Raw genomic sequence first — 17,254 nt, 5'->3', positions numbered from 1 at the left:
CCGATTCCGATGGACACGCCAAGGACCTTCCGCCGAGGGTGGGGGCATGAGCATTCAGCCCGTACCGGCGTTCGAACCGCCTTATGTGATGGCCGTATTCACCGATGTCCGCACCCCCGACGAGAGCGGCTATCCGGAGACCAGCGCCCGGATGGACGAGATCGTCAACGAGAACCCCGGGTTCCTCGGCTACGAGTCCGCCCGCAACCCCGGCGGTCTCGGGATCACCGTCGCGTACTTCCGCGACCACGAGTCCCTGCGGGTCTGGCGGGAGGACCTGGAGCACCAGGCCGCCATGAAGCAGGGCCGCGCCCACTGGTACGAGAGCTACACCCTGCACGTCGCGACCGTCGAGCGGAGCCACGGCTTTGCCCGCAACGGCTGAGGCGCTCCGCGTCTTCCGCGAGCGGCTCGGCCTGCCGGGACTGGTGGACGTCCACACGCACTTCATGCCGGAGCGGGTGCTGGCGAAGGTCTGGGACTACTTCGACGCGGTCGGCCCGCTGACCGGCATCGAGTGGCCCATCACCTACCGCCACGAGGAGGAGCGGCGGGTGGCGCTGCTGCGGGAGTTCGGGGTCCGCGCCTTCACCTCCATGCTCTACCCCCACAAGCCCGGGATGGCCGCCTGGCTCAACGCGTGGGCCGCGGACTTCGCCGCCCGCACCCCCGACTGCCTGCACACCGCGACCTTCTTCCCCGAGGAGGGCGTGGCGGCGTACACCGAGCGGGCCGTGTCCGACGGGGCACAGGTCTTCAAGGCGCACCTCCAGGTCGGCGGCTACGACCCGAACGACGACCGGCTCGACCCGGTCTGGGGACTGCTGGCCGAGGCGCGGATCCCGGTCGTCGTCCACTGCGGTTCGGGACCCGCCCCGGGCAAGTACACCGGACCCGGGCCGGTCGCCCGGCTGCTGGCCCGCCACCCCCGGCTGCCCCTGGTCGTCGCGCACATGGGGATGCCCGAGTACACGGACTTCCTCGACCTGGCCGGCCGCCACCCCGAGGTGCGCCTCGACACCACGATGGTCTTCACCGACTTCTCGGAACGGCTCGCCGCCTTCCCGACCGGGGAGCTGGGACGGCTCGCCGACCTCGGGGACCGGATCCTGCTGGGCACGGACTTCCCGAACCTCCCCTACCCCTACGAACACCAGCTGGAGGCGCTGGAGCGGCTGGACCTCGGCGACGACTGGTTGCGCGCGGTCTGCCACGACAACGCCGCCCGCCTGTTCGGGCTCGCCCCGGGCCCTTCCTGAGCGCCCCCGGCCGCCGGACCGGGCACCGCCCTTTCTCAGGAGATTCACAGGCAGGGGCAAGAACGCTTTCAGGGGCGGCCGCCAGCGTGGGGTCATGACCGCGACGACCCGTTCCCACGCGTCCACGTCCACCGGCAGCCCGACGGCCCTGCTGAGGCCCGACGGCGCACCCTGCCGGGTCCTCGTCGTCGACGACGAGGCCTCGCTCTCCGAGCTGCTCTCCATGGCCCTGCGCTACGAGGGCTGCGAGGTCCGCACCGCCGGCGACGGGGCCGGGGCCGTGCGGGCAGCGCGCGCGTTCCGGCCGGACGTGGTGGTCCTCGACATCATGCTCCCGGACATGGACGGGCTGGCCGTACTGGGGCGCCTGCGCCGCGAGATCCCGCAGGTCCCGGTGCTGTTCCTGACCGCCAAGGACTCCGTGGAGGACCGCATCGCGGGCCTGACGGCGGGCGGCGACGACTACGTCACCAAGCCGTTCAGCCTGGAGGAGGTCGTCGCCCGGCTCCGGGGGCTCGTGCGCCGCTCCGGTGCCGCCCAGGTCGCCCGCGGCGGCTCGGTCCTGACCGTCGGCGACCTGCGCCTCGACGAGGACAGCCACGAGGTGGTCCGGGGCGGCCAGGAGGTCCACCTGACCGCCACCGAGTTCGAGCTGCTGCGCTACCTGATGCGCAACCCGCGCCGGGTGCTCAGCAAGGCGCAGATCCTGGACCGCGTGTGGTCCTACGACTTCGGCGGCCAGGCCAACGTGGTGGAGCTCTACATCTCCTACCTGCGCCGGAAGCTGGAGGGCGGCACCGGGCTGCCCCCGATGATCCACACCCGGCGCGGCGCCGGCTACCTGATCAAGCCGGCCGACTGATGGCCTTCCGGCGCCCCTGGTCACTGCGGACCCGGCTGGTCGTCTCGGCGGTGTCGCTGATCGCCGTCGTGGGCGCGGCCATCGGCACCGTCACCACCCTCACCATGCGCTCCCGCCTGGTCGGCGAGCTGGACAAGCAGCTGACCACCTCCGTCGAGATGGCCACCCGGGGGCCGGGTGCCGCGAAGGCGGCCCGTGAGGCGGGCGTCGGCTTCGTCTTCGCCCCCGGCTCTCCGATGGGCGCCGCCGGGATCCGCCTCGACCCCGCCCGCGCGGTGGTCGCGGGCGCCCGGGTCGTTCCCGTGTCCGGCCAGAGCCTCGACCACCGCGAATCCCTCACCGAGGACCAGACCGCCGCCCTCGCCGAGGTCGCCCGCAAGGCCGGCCCCGGCCGCACCACTCCCGTGGACGCGGACCTGCCCGGCCTGGGGGCCTACCGGGTGCTGGCGTCCCGCGACGGCACCCTCGTGCTCGCCTTCCCGCTCACGGGCGTCGACTCCACCGTGAGCACCCTGATCGCCGTCGAGGTGTGCGTCACCCTGGCCGGACTCATCGCCGCCTCCCTCGCCGGGCAGGCCCTGGTCGAGGTCGCCCTGCGCCCGCTGCGCCGGGTCGCCGCCACCGCCACCCGGGTGTCCGAACTCCCCCTGCACAGCGGCGAACCCGCCCTGCACGAGCGGGTCCCGGACGCCGAGGCCGACCCCCGCACCGAGGTGGGGCAGGTGGGCGCCGCCCTCAACCGGATGCTGGGGCACGTCTCCTCCGCGCTGACGGCCCGCCAGCAGAGCGAGACGCAGGTCCGGCAGTTCGTCGCCGACGCCTCCCACGAACTGCGCACTCCGCTCGCCTCCATCCGGGGCTACGCCGAACTCACCCGCCGGGGACGGGAGGAGACCGGCCCCGACACCCGGCACGCCCTGGGCCGGATCGAGTCCGAAGCCACCCGGATGACCGGGCTGGTCGAGGACCTGCTGCTGCTGGCCCGGCTGGACGCGGGCCGCCCGCTGTCCTTCGGGGACACCGACCTGGCACCGCTCGTCGTCGACGCCGTCAGCGACGCCCGCGCCGCGGGCCCCGGCCACCACTGGCGCCTCGCCCTCCCCGACGAGCCCGCACCCGTGCGCGCCGACGCGGCCCGGATCCAGCAGGTCCTGGTGAACCTCCTCGCCAACGCCCGCACCCACACCCCGCCCGGCACCACGGTCACGGCCGAGGTTTCACGTGAAACATCCGCCGTCCGGCTGCGGATCGAGGACGACGGCCCCGGGATCCCGCCCGAGCTGCTGCCCCACGTCTTCGAGCGCTTCGCCCGCGGCGATGCCTCCCGGTCCCGGTCGGCGGGGTCGACGGGGCTCGGCCTCGCCATCGTCCACGCCGTGGTCGGCGCGCACGACGGACGGGTCGACGTGCACAGCGAGCCCGGCCGGACCCGCTTCGAAGTGGTGCTCCCGCTCGCGGCCCACGACCCCGGTACGCACTCACAGACGGAGCACAGGCTCACCACACCGAGGTGACAGGGCGCCCGGCGAGGGTCGGACCATGCCAACCGACACCTCTTCCGACGCCCTCCCGGCACGGGCGCCGCTCGCGTCCGCGCCCGGCGAGCCCGTACTCGACGTGGTGATCCCGGTCTTCAACGAGGAGAAGGACCTCGGCCCCTGCGTACGCCGGCTCCACACGCACCTCACCCGCACGTTCCCGTACGCCTTCCGCATCACCATCGCCGACAACGCCAGCACCGACCGCACCCCCGAGGTCGCGGCCGGACTGGCCGCCTCGGTCGAGGGGGTCCGCAGCTTCCGGCTGGAGGAGAAGGGCCGCGGACGGGCCCTGCGCACCGTCTGGTCGCGCTCGGAGGCGCCCGTCCTCGCGTACATGGACGTGGACCTCTCCACCGACCTGAACGCGCTGCTGCCGCTGGTCGCCCCGCTCATCTCCGGTCACTCCGACCTGGCCATCGGCACCCGGCTGGCCCGCTCCTCGCGGGTCGTGCGGGGAGCCAAGCGGGAGTTCGTCTCCCGCGCCTACAACCTGCTGCTGCGGTCCTCCCTCGCCGCCCGGTTCAGCGACGCCCAGTGCGGGTTCAAGGCCATCCGGCGCGAGGTGGCGGAGCGGCTGCTGCCGCTGGTGGAGGACACCGGCTGGTTCTTCGACACCGAGATGCTGGTGCTGGCCGAGCGGGCCGGGCTGCGGATCCACGAGGTGCCGGTGGACTGGGTGGACGATCCCGACTCCACGGTCCACATCGTCAGGACCGCCACCGAGGACCTGAAGGGCGTCTGGCGGGTGGGCCGGGCGCTGGCGGTCGGAGCGCTCCCCCTCGACCGTCTGGCCCGCCCCTTCGGCGACGACCCGCGCGACCGCACGGCCCTTCCGGAGGTCCCGCGCGGGCTGGCCCGCCAGCTCCTCGGCTTCTGCGTGGTCGGGGTCCTCTCCACCCTCTGTTACCTCGCCCTGTACTCCCTCTTCCGGCTCGGCGCCGGCCCGCAGGCCGCCAACGCGGCCGCCCTGCTGTTCTCCGCCGTGGCCAACACGGCCGCCAACCGGCGGCTCACCTTCGGCGTCCGGGGCCGTGACCGGGCCGTCCGCCACCAGGCCCAGGGGCTCGTGGTCTTCGCCATCGGACTGGCCCTGACCAGCGGCTCGCTGGCCGCCCTCGACGCGGCCGCCGCGGACCCCGCCCACAGCACCGAGCTGGCCGTCCTGATCACCGCCAACCTCGCGGCGACCGTCATGAGGTTCCTGCTCTTCCGCGCCTGGGTCTTCCCCGAGCGGCGCACCACTCCCGTGAAGGACGACCACCGATGACCACCGCACCAGCCCCCTTCGACTCCCCCTTCCCCGAACGGGCCCCCGCGGCGCCCGCTGCGGCACACCGGGCAGAGGCGGCGCGGCCGCGCTGGGAGCGCCCCGCGTACGCGGCGCTGCTGCTCGCCACCGCCGTGCTGCTGCTGTGGAACCTGGGAGCCTCCGGCTACGCCAACTCCTTCTACTCCGCGGCCGTCCAGGCCGGCTCAGAGAGCTGGAAGGCCTTCTTCTTCGGCTCCTCGGACGCCGGGAACTCCATCACCGTCGACAAGCCCCCGGCCGCCCTGTGGCCGATGGCGCTGTCCGTCCGGCTGTTCGGGCTCGGCTCCTGGCAGATCCTGGCGCCCCAGGCCCTGATGGGCGTCGGCACCACCGCCGTGCTGTACGCGGCCGTGCGGCGCCAGTTCGGGCCGGGGGCCGCCCTGCTGAGCGGGGCCGCGTTCGCGGTCACGCCGGTGGCCGCGCTGATGTTCCGCTTCAACAACCCCGACGCGCTGCTGACGCTGCTGCTGACCGTCACCGTGTACTGCGTGCTCCGGGCCCTGGACGGGGCGCGGACGGGGTGGCTGGTGGCGGCCGGCGCGGCGATCGGCCTGGGCTTCCTGACGAAGACCCTCCAGGCCTTCGTCATCCTGCCGCCGCTGGCCCTGCTGTACGCCGTCTGCGCGCCGACCCGGCTGCGCCGCAGGCTCGGCCAGCTGCTGCTCGCCGGACTGGCGGCCGTGGTGTCCGGCGGCTGGTGGGTGGCCGTGGTGGAGCTGTGGCCCGCCTCCTCCCGCCCGTACATCGGCGGGTCGCAGAACAACTCCTTCCTGGAGCTCACCTTCGGCTACAACGGCCTCGGCCGGCTGAACGGCAACGAGACGGGCAGCGTCGGCGGGGGCCGGGCCGCGGCCGGCGGGGCCGGGGCGTACGGGATGCCCGCGGGCGGCCCGGGCCCCAGGGGCGGCGGGGGCTGGGGGGAGACCGGTATCGACCGGCTGTTCTCCGCCAACGTGGGCGGCCAGATCTCCTGGCTGCTGCCGGCCGCGCTGGTGCTGCTGGTGGCCGGGCTGGTGGTCACCTGGCGGGCCCGCAGGGCCACCGACTCCCTGGAGGGCATGGCCCGCGCGGCCTTCCTCGCCTGGGGCGGTTCGCTGCTGATCACGATGCTGGTCTTCAGCTACATGCAGGGCATCTTCCACGAGTACTACACCGTCGCGCTCGCGCCCTTCGTGGCCGCACTGGTCGGCATGGGCACGGCGGTGCTGTGGGAGGAGCGGGGCGGCCGGGCCGCCGCGTTCACCCTGTCCGGCACGCTGGCCCTGACGGCGGTGTGGGCGTACGTGCTCCTCGGCCGGGCCTCCGGCTACCTGCCGTGGCTGCGCTGGACGGTGCTGGTCGTGGGCCTGGCGGCCGCCGCCCTGCTGCCGTTCGCGGCCCGCTTCGGACGCCGGGTGCTGCTGGCGACGGCCGCGCTGGGGCTGGGCGCGGCTCTGGCGGGGCCCCTCGCCTACTCCCTGTCCACCATCGGCACGGGCCACACCGGGTCCATCCCGACGGCCGGCCCGGCGGTGGCCGGCGGCCGCGGCGGGCCGGGCGGGATGCGCTTCGGCCCCGGCGGCGGCGAGCAGTTCCCCGGCGGCCCCGGCGGCCAGCGGGGCCAGGGCGGGTTCCGGGGCGGAGCACCGCAGGGCGGCACCGGCGCGATGCCGCCGAACGGCGGCCAGGGCGGCCAGACGGGCGGCCAAGGCGGCCAAGGCGGCCAGGGCTTCCCGGGCGGTGGCGCGGGCGGCTTCCCGGGCGGCGGAGCCCCCGGCGGCGGCCAGGGCGGGCGCGACCGCCAGGGCGGCGGCGCCGGCGGTCCCGGCGGACTGCTGGGCGGCACCAAGGTCGGCGCGGAGGCCAAGGCCGCGCTGACCGCCGACGCGGACCGCTACACCTGGGCGGCGGCCACCATCGGCTCCCAGAACGCGGCGAGTTACCAGCTGGCCTCCGGCGCGCCCGTGATGCCGATCGGCGGCTTCAACGGCAGCGACCCCTCGCCCACGCTGGAGCAGTTCAAGGCGTACGTGAAGGCGGGGAAGATCCACTGGTTCATCGCCGCGGGCGGCCTCGAAGGAGCCTCCGGCGAAGGCGGCGCGGGTGCGAACAGGCCCGGCGGAACGGGCGGAACGGGAGGTCCCGGCGGGGCGGCGGGTACGGCGATCGACACCTGGGTGAAGGCGAACTTCAAGGCCGCCACCATCGGCGGAGCCACCTTCTACGACCTGACGGCCCCCGCGTCCGACCCGGCCTGAACCTCCGGCGGATCCGTCCCCGATCCGCCGGACACCCCCTAGCATCAAGAGGGCGGACCGGGCATTCCGGGCTGATCCCCTTGTGGTGAGGAGGGTTCCTCCATGGTGACCGTGGCTGATCCGGGCGGTGCCAGGACCAGTGTGTGGCTGGCCGTCAGGCCCGCCGCCCCCACCAGACGCCGCAGTGAGGCGCCCTCGGGCCTGGACCGGGACCGGATCACCGCCGCGACCGTGCGGCTGCTCGACGCGGAGGGGCTCGGCCGGTTCTCGATGCGCCGGCTGGCCGCCGAACTCGGGGTCACGGCGATGTCCCTGTACTGGTACGTGGACACCAAGCACGATCTGCTCGAACTGGCCCTGGACAGCGCCCTGGGCCAGCAGCGGCTGCCGGCCGGCCGGCCCCCTCGGGAGGGCTGGCCGGCCCGGCTGCGTTCCCTCGCCTGCGGCTACCGCCGGCTGCTGGCGGACCACCCGTGGGTGGCTCCGCTCAGCGTCGCCTACCCGAACATCGGCCCGCACGCGCGGGCCTTCGACGCCGCCCTGCACCGGCTGCTGGAGGCCACCGGCCTGGTGGACGCCGCCCGGACGGGCGCGCACCTGGCCGTCTCCCAGTTCCTCGGCGGCTGCGCCCTGAACGGCTGCGGCGGCACGGTCCGGCGGCCGCCCGAGGCGGAGTTCGCCCTGGCTCTCGACGTCCTGATCGCCGGGATCGAGGCCAAGGCCGCGCACACGGCGGCGGCCCGGGCCTGAACCCCGTCGGGGTCCGGGTCCGGGCCGCTCACGGCCGGCCGGCGGGGGCCGTGCTCAAGCCGGGGCCTGTGCTCAGGCCTTGGCCTGCGCGGCGGCCGGGGCCGAGGGCGCGGACGCGTCCCCGGTGCCGCCCTCGGCGGCCGGGTCGTGCAGGGCCGGCTTCGACTTCAGCGCGACCTCCTTGATGAACACCACCAGCACCAGCGCGAGCAGCGCGCTCGGGGCCGCGTACAGGAAGACGTCGCCGACGCCGTGCCCGTACGCCGACTCGATGACGGTCCGGAACGGCGCGGGCAGCTTGTCGAGGTCGGGGATCCCGCCGCCGCCGGTGCCGCCGTGACCGAGGGCCGCGGCCTTCGGGCCCAGCTCGGCGAGCCCGTCCTTGACGTAGTGGGTGACCCGGTTGGCCATGACCGCGCCCAGCGCCGAGACGCCCATGGCGCCGCCGAGGGAGCGGAAGAAGGTGACGACGGAGCTGGCGGCGCCGAGGTCCTCGGGGGCCACCTGGTTCTGCGTCGCGAGGACCAGGTTCTGCATCATCATGCCGAGGCCGAGCCCGGTGAGCGCCATGTAGATCGCGATGTGCCAGTACGGGGTGTCGTAGCGCAGGGTGCCCAGCAGGCCGAGTCCGGCGGTCAGCAGCACGCCGCCGGAGACCAGCCAGGCCTTCCACTTGCCGGTCTTGGTGATGATCTGGCCGGAGACCGTGGAGGAGACGAACAGGCCGCCGATCATCGGGATGGTCAGGATGCCGGACATGGTGGGGGACTCGTTCCGGGCCAGCTGGAAGTACTGGCTGAAGAAGACCGTGCCGGAGAACATCGCGATGCCGACGAACAGCGAGGCGGCGGAGGCCAGGCTGATGGTCTTGTTGCGGAACAGCCGCAGCGGGATGATCGGGTCGCTCGCACGGGACTCGACGAGGAGGAAGAGCAGGCCGAGCACCACGGCGCCGCCGGTCATGGCCAGGGTGGTCCAGGAGATCCAGTCGTACGAGTCCCCGGCCTGGGTGACCCAGATCAGCAGCAGCGACACGGCCCCGCTGATCAGGAAGGCACCCAGCCAGTCGACCTTGACGTCGCGGCGGACCACCGGCAGGTGCAGGGTGCGCTGGAGGACGATCAGGGCGATGACGGCGAAGGGCACGCCGACGTAGAAGCACCAGCGCCAGCCGAGCCACGAGGTGTCGGTGATGACGCCGCCGAGCAGCGGGCCGCCGACGGTGGCGACGGCGAAGACCGCACCCAGGTAGCCGCTGTAGCGCCCGCGCTCGCGCGGGGAGATCATCGCGGCCATGACGATCTGGGCGAGGGCGGAGAGTCCGCCGACGCCGATGCCCTGGACCACCCGGCAGGCGATGAGCATCCCGGTGTTCTGGGACATGCCCGCGACGACGGAGCCGAGGACGTAGATCACCAGCGATATCTGGACGAGCAGCTTCTTGCTGAAGAGGTCGGACAGCTTGCCCCACAGCGGGGTCGCGGCCGTCATCGACAGCAGGGCGGCGGTGACGACCCAGGTGTAGGAGGACTGGGTGCCGCCGAGGTCGCTGATGATCTGGGGCAGGGCGTTGGAGACGATCGTGGAGGACAGGATCGCCACGAACATGCCGAGCATGAGCCCGGACAGCGCCTTCATGATCTGCGGGTGGGTCATGGGTGCGCCGTCGGACGTGGTCTCCGACCGGCCGCCTCCCCGCACACCGCCGGGTGTGGTCGTAGCCATGTGTTTCCTTTGTCTAGAAGCTCGATCGGAGTCGGGCCAGCAGGGTGTTCAGTACGTCGACGTCCTCGGCCGACCAGTCGGCGAGGGCCTTCTCCAGCGCCTCGGTGTAGCGGGCGCCGAGCTCGGTGAGCACGGCGCGCCCCGTGTCGGTGAGGCGCAGGATCCGGCAGCGGCCGTCGCCGGGGTCGGTCTCCCGCTCGATCCAGCCGTGCTGCACCACGTGGGCGACGTGCCGGCTGCTGACCGAGATGTCGACGGCCATGAACTCGGTGAGCCGGCTGAGCCGCATCTCGCCGTGCCGGTCGAGGACGGTGAGGACGGCGGCGGAGCCGGGCGGGCAGTGCGGGGGCAGCATCCGTGCCAGGTCGCGTTTGACCGCGCCGATCCCGGTGAGCTGGCGGGCCAGCTCCTCGTAGCGGGTGTGCTGGGCCGTCTGCGTGGTCACCGGGAACCGCCCCCATCTTGTTGCTTTGGGCAACCATAGAAGCGCATGGTTGCTACAGGCAAATGAATTCGGGGGGTGTGGCGGTAAAGGAATCGGAAAACCGGGAAAGGGCCCGGAGGGCGGGGCTCAGCTCCAGGAGGCGGTGACGTTCCTGGTCTCTACGTGCATGCCCAGCGGGACCCGCCACGCCTCCACGCAGACCGTGTAGGTCTGCGTCTTCGAACCGCCCCCCGCGATGGGCGCGGGCAGGGGCTGGGTCGTGGTGACCGTGGCCCAGTCGACGCCGAGGGCGCCGATGACGTGCGTTGCGAAGCTGACCGTGCCGGAGCGGGCCGCGGTGGTCCCGGTGTTGGTGAAGGTCACCGTGACGCGTTCGCACCAGCGGGCGGACGCGGCCGCGCGGACCGGGGTGCCGAGGGTCAGCCGGGCCGGGGTGGCGGGCGGGGCCGGCGGTGTCGTGCCCGGCTTCGGGGCCGGAGGGGCCGGGGTGCCGGGAGTGCCGGGTGTGCTCGGGGCGCCGGGCGTGCCCGGGGTGGTCGGCGGTGCGGGCGGTGCGGGCGGGGTGCCGGGCGCGCCCGGGGTGGCGCCCGTGCCCGCGCCCCCGGTGCCGCCGGGGGCGGCCGGGGTGCCCGGGTCCGGCGGGGTGCCGGGGGCGGGTGCGGAGCCGACCGGGGCGGTGGCCGTCCCTCCGCCCTCGGCGGAGCCGCCGGGTGGCTGGGACCCGGGCGCGCCGGGCGGCGTAAGGGCGGGGGCGCCGGCGGAGGCGGCCGGTCCGCCGGATGCCAGCGGCTGGAGCTCCACCTGGCCCCGGGGCGGCACGTTCTCTCCCGCGCCCCGCTCGGGGCCCGCGGCGGCGGCGCCCACGAAGACGTGGCCGTCCCGGTCCTGCCCGCAGCCGGTGAGGGCCGCGAGGGCCCAGCAGCAGAGGGTCAGGGCGAGGGCGGCGCGGGGTCCCGTTCGCATCGCGCTAGTGTTCCTGACGCCATGTCAAATGTGAACCCCACGGCCGCGCCCAGGCGGTTCAGTCCCCGATCAGGCCCGTGCGCAGCTGGGCTAGGGTCCGGGTGAGCAGGCGCGAGACGTGCATCTGGGAGATGCCGACCTCCTCGCCGATCTGCGACTGGGTCATGTTCGCGAAGAACCGCAGCATGATGATCTGCCGTTCCCGGGGCGGGAGTTTGGCGAGCAGCGGCTTGAGCGACTCGCGGTACTCGACGCCCTCCAGCGCGGTGTCCTCGTACCCGAGGCGGTCGGCGAGCGAGCCCTCGCCGCCCTCGTCCTCCGGGGAGGGCGAGTCGAGCGAGGAGGCGGTGTAGGCGTTGCCGACGGCGAGGCCGTCGACGACCTCCTCCTCGGAGACGCCGAGCACGGCCGCCAGCTCCGGAACGGTCGGGGACCGGTCCAGCTTCTGGGCCAGCTCGTCGCTCGCCTTGGTCAGCGCGAGGCGCAGTTCCTGGAGCCTGCGCGGGACGCGGACGGACCAGGAAGTGTCCCGAAAGAATCGTTTGATCTCGCCCACGACGGTCGGCATCGCGAAGGTCGGGAACTCCACGCCGCGTTCGCAGTCGAACCGGTCGATCGCCTTGATCAGGCCGATGGTGCCGACCTGGACGATGTCCTCCATCGGCTCGTTGCGGCTGCGGAACCGGGCCGCCGCGTAGCGCACCAGCGGCAGGTTCAGCTCGATCAGGGTGTCTCGTACGTACGCCCGTTCGGGGCTGTCCGCGTCCAGGGCGGCGAGTCGCTGGAAGAGGGAGCGGGAGAGGGTGCGGGTGTCGATGGCTTCCGAGCGGTCGGCCACTGCCGGCAGCTCACGCTTGTCGAGCGTGAGCACCTTGGAGCTGCCCTGTTCTGCGGACATGCCACCCCCTTGAGGTCGCGGACGGTCGCGTCTCTGCGCCCGTCGGAGGAACGCAGCCTCCACCTGAATACCGGAGGCGGGGCTGCGGCAAACGCGGTTCCAGCAGAATGTCACATGTCGGCAACACGCTGTAGCGTCATGTCGACAAGTATCTCCAGCGACAGACGGCCGACCGAGCGGAATGAGCCGATTCTGTAGGGAAACGCTGGAACAGCTCCACCCGATCCGGTTAGGCCTCGATCCTGTTTGCGGATCTCAGGCGGGCGAAGCTCCGGGCGAGCAGCCGGGACACGTGCATCTGCGAGACGCCCAGCTCCGCACTGATCTGGGACTGCGTCAGATTGTTGTAGTAGCGCAGCAGGAGGATCCGCTGCTCCCGTTCGGGCAGCTGGACCAGCAGGTGGCGCACGAGGTCGCGGTGCTCGACGCCGGCCAGCTCGGGGTCCTCGTAGCCGAGCCGGTCGAGCAGTCCGGGCATGCCGTCGCCCTCCTGCGCGGCCTCCAGCGAGGTCGCGTGGTAGCTGCGTCCGGCCTCGATGCAGGACAGCACCTCGTCCTCGCTGATCCGCAGCCGCTCGGCGATCTCGGGGGTGGTCGGGGTGCGGCCGTGGAGGGTGGTGAGGTCCTCGGTGGCGGCGTTGACCTGCACCCACAGCTCGTGGAGGCGGCGCGGGACGTGGACGGTCCTGACGTTGTCGCGAAAGTACCGTTTGATCTCGCCCACCACGGTCGGCATGGCGAAGGTGGGGAACTGGACCCCGCGCTCCGGGTCGAACCGGTCGATCGCGTTGATCAGGCCGATGGTGCCGACCTGGACCACGTCCTCCATCGGCTCGTTGCGGCTGCGGAAGCGGGCGGCCGCGTACCGGACGAGCGGGAGGTTGGCCTCGATCAGGGCCCCGCGCACCCGGTGGTGCTCGGTGGTGCCCGGCTCCAGGTCCTTCAGCTGGCCGAAGAGCACCTGGGTGAGGGCCCGGGTGTCGGCGCCCCGGCTCTGCGGCCTCGTGGGGACGGCGGCGGGCTCCTGGGGGTCCTCGGCGGCGCTCCGGCCGTCCGCCTCCGGGCCGGGGAGGACGCCCGGGGCCTCCCGGTGCGGCTCCGGCAGGCCCTGACGGGGTTCCCGGCAGGGTTCCTGGCGCGGCTCCTGGCGGGGCTCCTGGCGCTCCTGGCGCGGCTCCTGGAGGTGCACCTCGGCGCGCGGCTCGTGCGGCGGGCGGAGCTCTTGCTGGGGAGGCACCTGAGGCGCAGTACTGGCCGGCACGGTCACGCCACCCCTTCGATCAACTCAACGGTCAAAAGCGGTCATAGCATCACAAGAGATGTGCACTGTGTGCAAGCACCGTATATGGCCGTGTTGACGGCAAGTTGGGCATTCCGGGCTATTCTTTTTACCTGCTCCGCCGACCGTGAACGCGAAAGGTCCCCCACCGGTCGGAGTGGGGGACCTGGAAGTCCGGAAATCGCTTCGGCGTGCGGTTTCAGTTCACCAGTTCGGTGATGAACTCGCCGATGCCGGAGGCGGCATCCGATATGCCCTGGAAGCCTATTCCCACCATCTCCGCCGCCCGCTTGGGCTGGGTGATGATCACGAAGAGGACGAACACGGTGAGGACGCCCGTGATGAGCTTCTTGGTGTCCATGGACGGTGTCGGCCTCCCCAACCGGCGCTGCAAAGTCGGGTGAGTCTAACCGGTCAGGTTTGGTCACTCACCTGTCCTTTAAGGACCAATGACCCGGTGGTTGGGGCCCTTTGCCGCTGCGCGACCGGTCGGGGCGGGCGCAGGATTGAACACGAGCCCACCGGTTCTGGCAGGAAACCGGTGGGTGAGGGACAGGACCTCACTGCGGGGTCCGAGCCGCAAGCTTCCCCCCTGACTGCGGCTCGGGCTGGCAGGTCCGTCCCCATCGGGGGAAGTGGCTTGTCCCCCCGATTGCCACTTCCCCCGTCCCCACCGTCGAAGGTCCCGGCTCCGGCCGGGGCCTTCTTCGCGTTCGGGCACGAGGCGCACGAGGCGCACGGGGGCACGGCGGGCCGGCGGCTACTGGATGGCGCCGGCGAGGCCCAGGACCGGCTCGACGGGGGCGATCACCGGGGAGAGCTGGTCCGGCAGGGTCATCACCTGCCCGAGCTGGTTGGCGCCCTGGCTGAGCCGCCCGCCGATCTCGGGGATGGTGGGCTGGGCGCCCGCGGGCATGCCCGGGGCGGCGGCCGGCAGCTCCGGGAGGCTGAGCGGGGCCGGGCCCACGGGTGCGGCGGAGGCGGCGGGAGCGGCGAGGCCCGCGGCGGCCCCCGCGAGGGCGAAGGCGGCGAGCATGCGCTGGGTCTTGGTCATGCCGTGACAACGGCCGAGCGGGCGGCCGGTCACGGCGGGCACGCACGAGAGCCCCGGTTCGTACGAACCGGGGCTCTCACTGGCGGTGGTGGAGGGATTTGAACCCCCGATGGGTTGCCCCATACTCGCTTTCGAGGCGAGCTCCTTCGGCCACTCGGACACACCACCGAGAGAGATCCTAGCCCACGGTGGGGAGTGGTTTGCAAATCCGGGGCGCGTGGCCTGGCTCACCCCGCCCGGACGGGGCTCACAGTTCCCGGAAGAAGTCCGTGAGCTGCCGCGCGCACTCCTGCTCCAGCACCCCGCGGATCACCTCGGGACGGTGGTTGAGCCTGCGGTCGCGCACGAGGTCCCACAGCGACCCGGCCGCGCCCGCCTTCTCGTCCCCCGCGCCGTAGACGACCCGCGCCACGCGGGACTGCACGAGCGCGCCCGCGCACATCACGCACGGTTCCAGGGTCACCACCAGGGTGCACCCGGTCAGCCGCCATTCCCCGAGCCGGGCGGCCGCCCGGCGCAGCGCCAGCACCTCGGCGTGCGCCGTGGGATCTCCGGCGGCCTCCCGTTCGTTGTGCCCGGTGGCGAGGAGCTCCCCGCCGGGTCCGAGCACGACGGCACCGACCGGCACGTCGCCGGCCGGTACCGCCAGGGCGGCCTCCTTCAGCGCCAGGCGCATGGAGTCCCGCCAGGGATCCCGTACGGGATCGAGGTCGTACGTGGTGTCGTGCCCGGCGATCACTAGCGGACGGCCTCCAGCACGTCGGTGGCGCCGAGCGCGTCGGCGATCTCGGTGAGGGCGTCTCCGTCGAGGGTCAGCAGTTCCTTGTGGCCGACCCCGAGGTCGCTCAGCAGGCGGGGGTCGCCGAGGGGACCGGCCGGCAGGGGCTCGGAGCCGGAGCGCGGCTCGTCGTCCGCGCCGTCGTCCTCGTCCGCGTAGGCGGTGACCGGTTCGTCCTCGCCGTCCTCGGTGCCGTCCAGGTTCAGTTCGTCGAGGTCGTCGTCCTCCTCGTCGGTGCCCAGCAGCTCCTTCGTCAGCATCGATCCGTAGGAGCTGCGGCCGGCCACGGAGGCGTTCGACACGAAGTACCGAGGGTCCTCCTCTCCGTCCACGCGGATGACGCCGAACCAGGCGTCCTCCTGCTCGATGAGGGCGACCACCGTGTCGTCGTCGACAGCGGCGGAACGGGCGAGATCGATCAGATCACTGAGGGACTCGACGTCGTCGAGTTCCAGGTCGCTCGCTTCCCACCCGTCTTCGGTGCGCGCGAGCAGTGCGGCGAAATACACCGTGACTCTCCCACTGGTCATAGGCGTGCCGGTTGGAGGTCCCCCCGGCCGGAGGTTGGGGTGTGAACGGCCGTGACGCTTGCCGTCCGCACCCCGCCCAATCGGCATCGTGGCAGAAACAGCGGCTTTGCGAGAGGTCTTCCGCGCGGCGGCCGTGTCGCGGCGCCGGCGGCGCACCCGGTCGCGGGCCTGCGGGCGCGCACGCCGGTGCCCCCGGTGACGCGCCCGACCGCGCCCCGGGTCACCAGCGGAAGGTGCGCATCCGCATCTGCTGCCGCATCCGGGCCGCGCGGGCGCGCCGGGGCTGGACCCGGTCGCGCAGCTCCCTGGCCTCGTTCAGATCGCGCAGGAACTGCGCGCGTCGCGCCCTGCGCTGCGCCGCCGTCTCCGGCGCCTCGTACGCCTCTCTCCCGTCGGTGTCGTTCGGCTGCGTCTCGGGCATCGGCACCACCCCAGGCTGGTCCGGTCGTCCTCCTCCGCCGTCACGGAGCAGACCCCCCGGCTCCCACCTTCCCCCGGCCGGCTCGTTTGATGCCACCGACGCGCAGGTCACCCCAGGTCAGGGCTCGGGGGCCGACGGGGGTCGGCGGGGGTCGGCCGGGCGGTGCGGGCGGGTGGTGCGCAGGGGTGGTGCGGGCGTCAGACCCCGTCGTCCTCGTCCGTGAGGGCCGGTACGACGGCCACCGGGCCGTGCGCGTGCTGGAGCACCGCGTGCGCCACCGACCCGATCAGCAGCGTCCGTACGCGCGGGTGGTGGCGGCCCACCACGACCAGCGCGGCCGAGCGCGACGCGTCCACCAGCCGCCCGGCCGCGTTCCCGGGCTCGGCGGCCTGCTCGACGGGCACCTCCGGGTGCCGGGCCCGTACCCCCTCCAGCCGCCGGGTCTGGGCCCGCAGCATCTCCCGTTCGGCCGGCACCGCGTCCCCGTCGTCGGCGAGCGCCTCGGGCGGGATCACCGCGAAGGGGCCGCCGAGCACCGCCGTCGGGCCGGGCGGGATCTGGTACGCCGAGACCACCTGGACGGTGGTCCCCCGGGCGGCGGCTTCGGCGAAGGCGAACGACAGCACGTCCTCGGGGGTCTCCGTGACGTGCAGCCCGAGCACCACCTTCCCGGCCGAGGCGCCCGCCGCCTCCCCGGCGGGGTCGGCGGCCGCGTCGCGGTCGGCGTGCGGGACCACCACCACGGGGCAGGAGGCGGTGGTGGACACGGCCCTGCTGTTCGAGCCGAGCAGCAGCGTGGCGAACCCGCCGCGCCCCCGGGAACCCATCACCAGCATCCGCGGCGAGCCCTCGGCGCTGATCACCCGCAGGGCCGCGGGCACCGAGCCCTCCAGGGCCTCGTAGCGGACCTCCCCGGGCCGCTCGGGGGAGGCCTCCAGGATGGCGCGCACGCGGTCGCCCACCGGGTCCGGGTACTCCTCGGGCTCGTTCGGGTCGTGCAGGGCCGAGCGGCGGCCGGCGTACAGCTGGGTGGCCTCGGGCAGGACGTGGGCGACCAGCAGCCCGGTGCCGTGCCGCAACGCCGCCGTGCGGGCCCACTCCAGGGCGCGGAGGCTGTGGTCGGATCCGTCGACGGCCGCGATCACCAGTCCGTTGCTCACCCGTCCAGCGTGCTGGGCGGCGGGGCGGCCCGCATCTCAGGGC

18 protein-coding genes and 1 tRNA gene are annotated in these 17,254 nt (G+C 73.4%); 7 read left to right on the top strand and 12 right to left on the bottom strand.

The window, feature by feature from the left end; genetic code table 11:
- The first annotated feature begins 46 nt into the window (after positions 1-46).
- From ACIPW5_RS17480 to ACIPW5_RS17450, 7 genes are all read left to right on the top strand, one after another.
- Positions 47-385, top strand: a complete 339-nt coding sequence (locus tag ACIPW5_RS17480) for an antibiotic biosynthesis monooxygenase family protein (RefSeq protein WP_401245524.1) — start codon at positions 47-49, stop codon at positions 383-385.
- Positions 369-1,259, top strand: a complete 891-nt coding sequence (locus ACIPW5_RS17475) for an amidohydrolase family protein (protein WP_401245522.1) — start codon at positions 369-371, stop codon at positions 1,257-1,259. The genes ACIPW5_RS17480 and ACIPW5_RS17475 overlap by 17 nt, the downstream gene beginning before the upstream one ends.
- Positions 1,260-1,353: 94 nt before the next feature.
- Positions 1,354-2,121 (top strand): response regulator transcription factor, encoded by a 768-nt coding sequence (locus tag ACIPW5_RS17470; RefSeq protein ID WP_401245520.1) that lies wholly within the window; start codon positions 1,354-1,356, stop codon positions 2,119-2,121.
- A complete protein-coding gene (locus ACIPW5_RS17465) occupies positions 2,121-3,635 on the top strand; it encodes a sensor histidine kinase (protein ID WP_401245518.1) in 1,515 nt (504 codons plus the stop codon). The genes ACIPW5_RS17470 and ACIPW5_RS17465 overlap by 1 nt, the downstream gene beginning before the upstream one ends.
- A gap of 25 nt (positions 3,636-3,660) precedes the next feature.
- Entirely contained in the window at positions 3,661-4,929 is a 1,269-nt protein-coding gene (locus ACIPW5_RS17460; RefSeq protein ID WP_401245517.1) for a glycosyltransferase, read from the top strand.
- Positions 4,926-7,208, top strand: a complete 2,283-nt coding sequence (locus ACIPW5_RS17455) for a glycosyltransferase family 39 protein (protein ID WP_401245515.1) — start codon at positions 4,926-4,928, stop codon at positions 7,206-7,208. Before ACIPW5_RS17460 ends, ACIPW5_RS17455 begins: the two co-directional genes overlap by 4 nt.
- Before the next feature lie 102 nt (positions 7,209-7,310).
- Positions 7,311-7,958, top strand: a complete 648-nt coding sequence (locus ACIPW5_RS17450) for a TetR/AcrR family transcriptional regulator (RefSeq protein WP_401245513.1) — start codon at positions 7,311-7,313, stop codon at positions 7,956-7,958.
- 72 nt (positions 7,959-8,030) lie between these two features.
- On the opposite strand, the gene ACIPW5_RS17445 is transcribed toward ACIPW5_RS17450, so the two are convergent.
- From ACIPW5_RS17445 to ACIPW5_RS17390, 12 genes are all read right to left on the bottom strand, one after another.
- Positions 8,031-9,683 (bottom strand): MDR family MFS transporter, encoded by a 1,653-nt coding sequence (locus ACIPW5_RS17445; RefSeq protein WP_401245511.1) that lies wholly within the window; start codon positions 9,681-9,683, stop codon positions 8,031-8,033.
- 13 nt (positions 9,684-9,696) lie between these two features.
- Entirely contained in the window at positions 9,697-10,128 is a 432-nt protein-coding gene (locus ACIPW5_RS17440) for a MarR family winged helix-turn-helix transcriptional regulator (protein ID WP_401245509.1), read from the bottom strand.
- A 126-nt stretch (positions 10,129-10,254) separates the two neighbouring features.
- Positions 10,255-11,091 carry a hypothetical protein gene (locus ACIPW5_RS17435; protein WP_401245507.1) on the bottom strand — a complete coding sequence of 279 codons (837 nt, stop codon included), beginning with the start codon at positions 11,089-11,091 and terminating at the stop codon, positions 10,255-10,257.
- Between the two features lie 58 nt (positions 11,092-11,149).
- Entirely contained in the window at positions 11,150-11,989 is an 840-nt protein-coding gene (locus ACIPW5_RS17430) for an RNA polymerase sigma factor SigF (RefSeq protein ID WP_401245505.1), read from the bottom strand.
- A gap of 229 nt (positions 11,990-12,218) precedes the next feature.
- Entirely contained in the window at positions 12,219-13,094 is an 876-nt protein-coding gene (locus tag ACIPW5_RS17425) for an RNA polymerase sigma factor SigF (RefSeq protein WP_401245808.1), read from the bottom strand.
- Between the two features lie 373 nt (positions 13,095-13,467).
- Positions 13,468-13,629 carry a hypothetical protein gene (locus ACIPW5_RS17420; RefSeq protein ID WP_164720920.1) on the bottom strand — a complete coding sequence of 54 codons (162 nt, stop codon included), beginning with the start codon at positions 13,627-13,629 and terminating at the stop codon, positions 13,468-13,470.
- A gap of 399 nt (positions 13,630-14,028) precedes the next feature.
- Complete coding sequence (locus tag ACIPW5_RS17415; protein ID WP_401245503.1) at positions 14,029-14,322, bottom strand: hypothetical protein; 294 nt, start codon at positions 14,320-14,322, stop codon at positions 14,029-14,031.
- 80 nt (positions 14,323-14,402) lie between these two features.
- Positions 14,403-14,490 (bottom strand) — tRNA-Ser (locus ACIPW5_RS17410).
- Positions 14,491-14,569: 79 nt separating this feature from the next.
- Positions 14,570-14,998, bottom strand: coding sequence for a tRNA adenosine(34) deaminase TadA (gene tadA / locus ACIPW5_RS17405; RefSeq protein WP_401245806.1), 429 nt, complete (start codon positions 14,996-14,998; stop codon positions 14,570-14,572).
- Between the two features lie 62 nt (positions 14,999-15,060).
- Positions 15,061-15,609: a hypothetical protein gene (locus tag ACIPW5_RS17400; protein WP_401245501.1), complete on the bottom strand. Its 549-nt coding sequence runs from the start codon at positions 15,607-15,609 to the stop codon at positions 15,061-15,063.
- A gap of 241 nt (positions 15,610-15,850) precedes the next feature.
- On the bottom strand, positions 15,851-16,051 hold the full coding sequence (locus tag ACIPW5_RS17395) for a hypothetical protein (RefSeq protein WP_050779660.1): 201 nt from the start codon (positions 16,049-16,051) through the stop codon (positions 15,851-15,853).
- Positions 16,052-16,248: 197 nt separating this feature from the next.
- A complete protein-coding gene (locus ACIPW5_RS17390; protein WP_401245499.1) occupies positions 16,249-17,211 on the bottom strand; it encodes a universal stress protein in 963 nt (320 codons plus the stop codon).
- Between the last annotated feature and the right edge of the window lie 43 nt (positions 17,212-17,254).

Origin of the sequence: Streptomyces sp. NPDC090077 (assembly GCF_044747545.1) — a bacterium.
In the GTDB taxonomy this organism is placed as follows: Bacteria; Actinomycetota; Actinomycetes; order Streptomycetales; family Streptomycetaceae; genus Streptomyces.
This window is presented reverse-complemented; position numbering and strand designations above follow the sequence as displayed.

What these genes read in the sequence shown, in the direction of transcription:
- ACIPW5_RS17480 (WP_401245524.1), top strand. Translation starts at nt 47, where the DNA reads ATGAGCATTCAGCCCGTACCGGCGTTCGAACCGCCTTATGTGATGGCC.
- ACIPW5_RS17470 (WP_401245520.1), top strand. Translation starts at nt 1,354, where the DNA reads ATGACCGCGACGACCCGTTCCCACGCGTCCACGTCCACCGGCAGCCCG.
- ACIPW5_RS17465 (WP_401245518.1), top strand. Translation starts at nt 2,121, where the DNA reads ATGGCCTTCCGGCGCCCCTGGTCACTGCGGACCCGGCTGGTCGTCTCG.
- ACIPW5_RS17460 (WP_401245517.1), top strand. Translation starts at nt 3,661, where the DNA reads ATGCCAACCGACACCTCTTCCGACGCCCTCCCGGCACGGGCGCCGCTC.
- ACIPW5_RS17455 (WP_401245515.1), top strand. Translation starts at nt 4,926, where the DNA reads ATGACCACCGCACCAGCCCCCTTCGACTCCCCCTTCCCCGAACGGGCC.
- ACIPW5_RS17450 (WP_401245513.1), top strand. Translation starts at nt 7,311, where the DNA reads ATGGTGACCGTGGCTGATCCGGGCGGTGCCAGGACCAGTGTGTGGCTG.
- ACIPW5_RS17445 (WP_401245511.1), bottom strand. Translation starts at nt 9,683, where the DNA reads ATGGCTACGACCACACCCGGCGGTGTGCGGGGAGGCGGCCGGTCGGAG.
- ACIPW5_RS17435 (WP_401245507.1), bottom strand. Translation starts at nt 11,091, where the DNA reads ATGCGAACGGGACCCCGCGCCGCCCTCGCCCTGACCCTCTGCTGCTGG.
- ACIPW5_RS17430 (WP_401245505.1), bottom strand. Translation starts at nt 11,989, where the DNA reads ATGTCCGCAGAACAGGGCAGCTCCAAGGTGCTCACGCTCGACAAGCGT.
- ACIPW5_RS17420 (WP_164720920.1), bottom strand. Translation starts at nt 13,629, where the DNA reads ATGGACACCAAGAAGCTCATCACGGGCGTCCTCACCGTGTTCGTCCTC.
- ACIPW5_RS17415 (WP_401245503.1), bottom strand. Translation starts at nt 14,322, where the DNA reads ATGACCAAGACCCAGCGCATGCTCGCCGCCTTCGCCCTCGCGGGGGCC.
- tadA (WP_401245806.1), bottom strand. Translation starts at nt 14,998, where the DNA reads ATGCGCCTGGCGCTGAAGGAGGCCGCCCTGGCGGTACCGGCCGGCGAC.
- ACIPW5_RS17395 (WP_050779660.1), bottom strand. Translation starts at nt 16,051, where the DNA reads ATGCCCGAGACGCAGCCGAACGACACCGACGGGAGAGAGGCGTACGAG.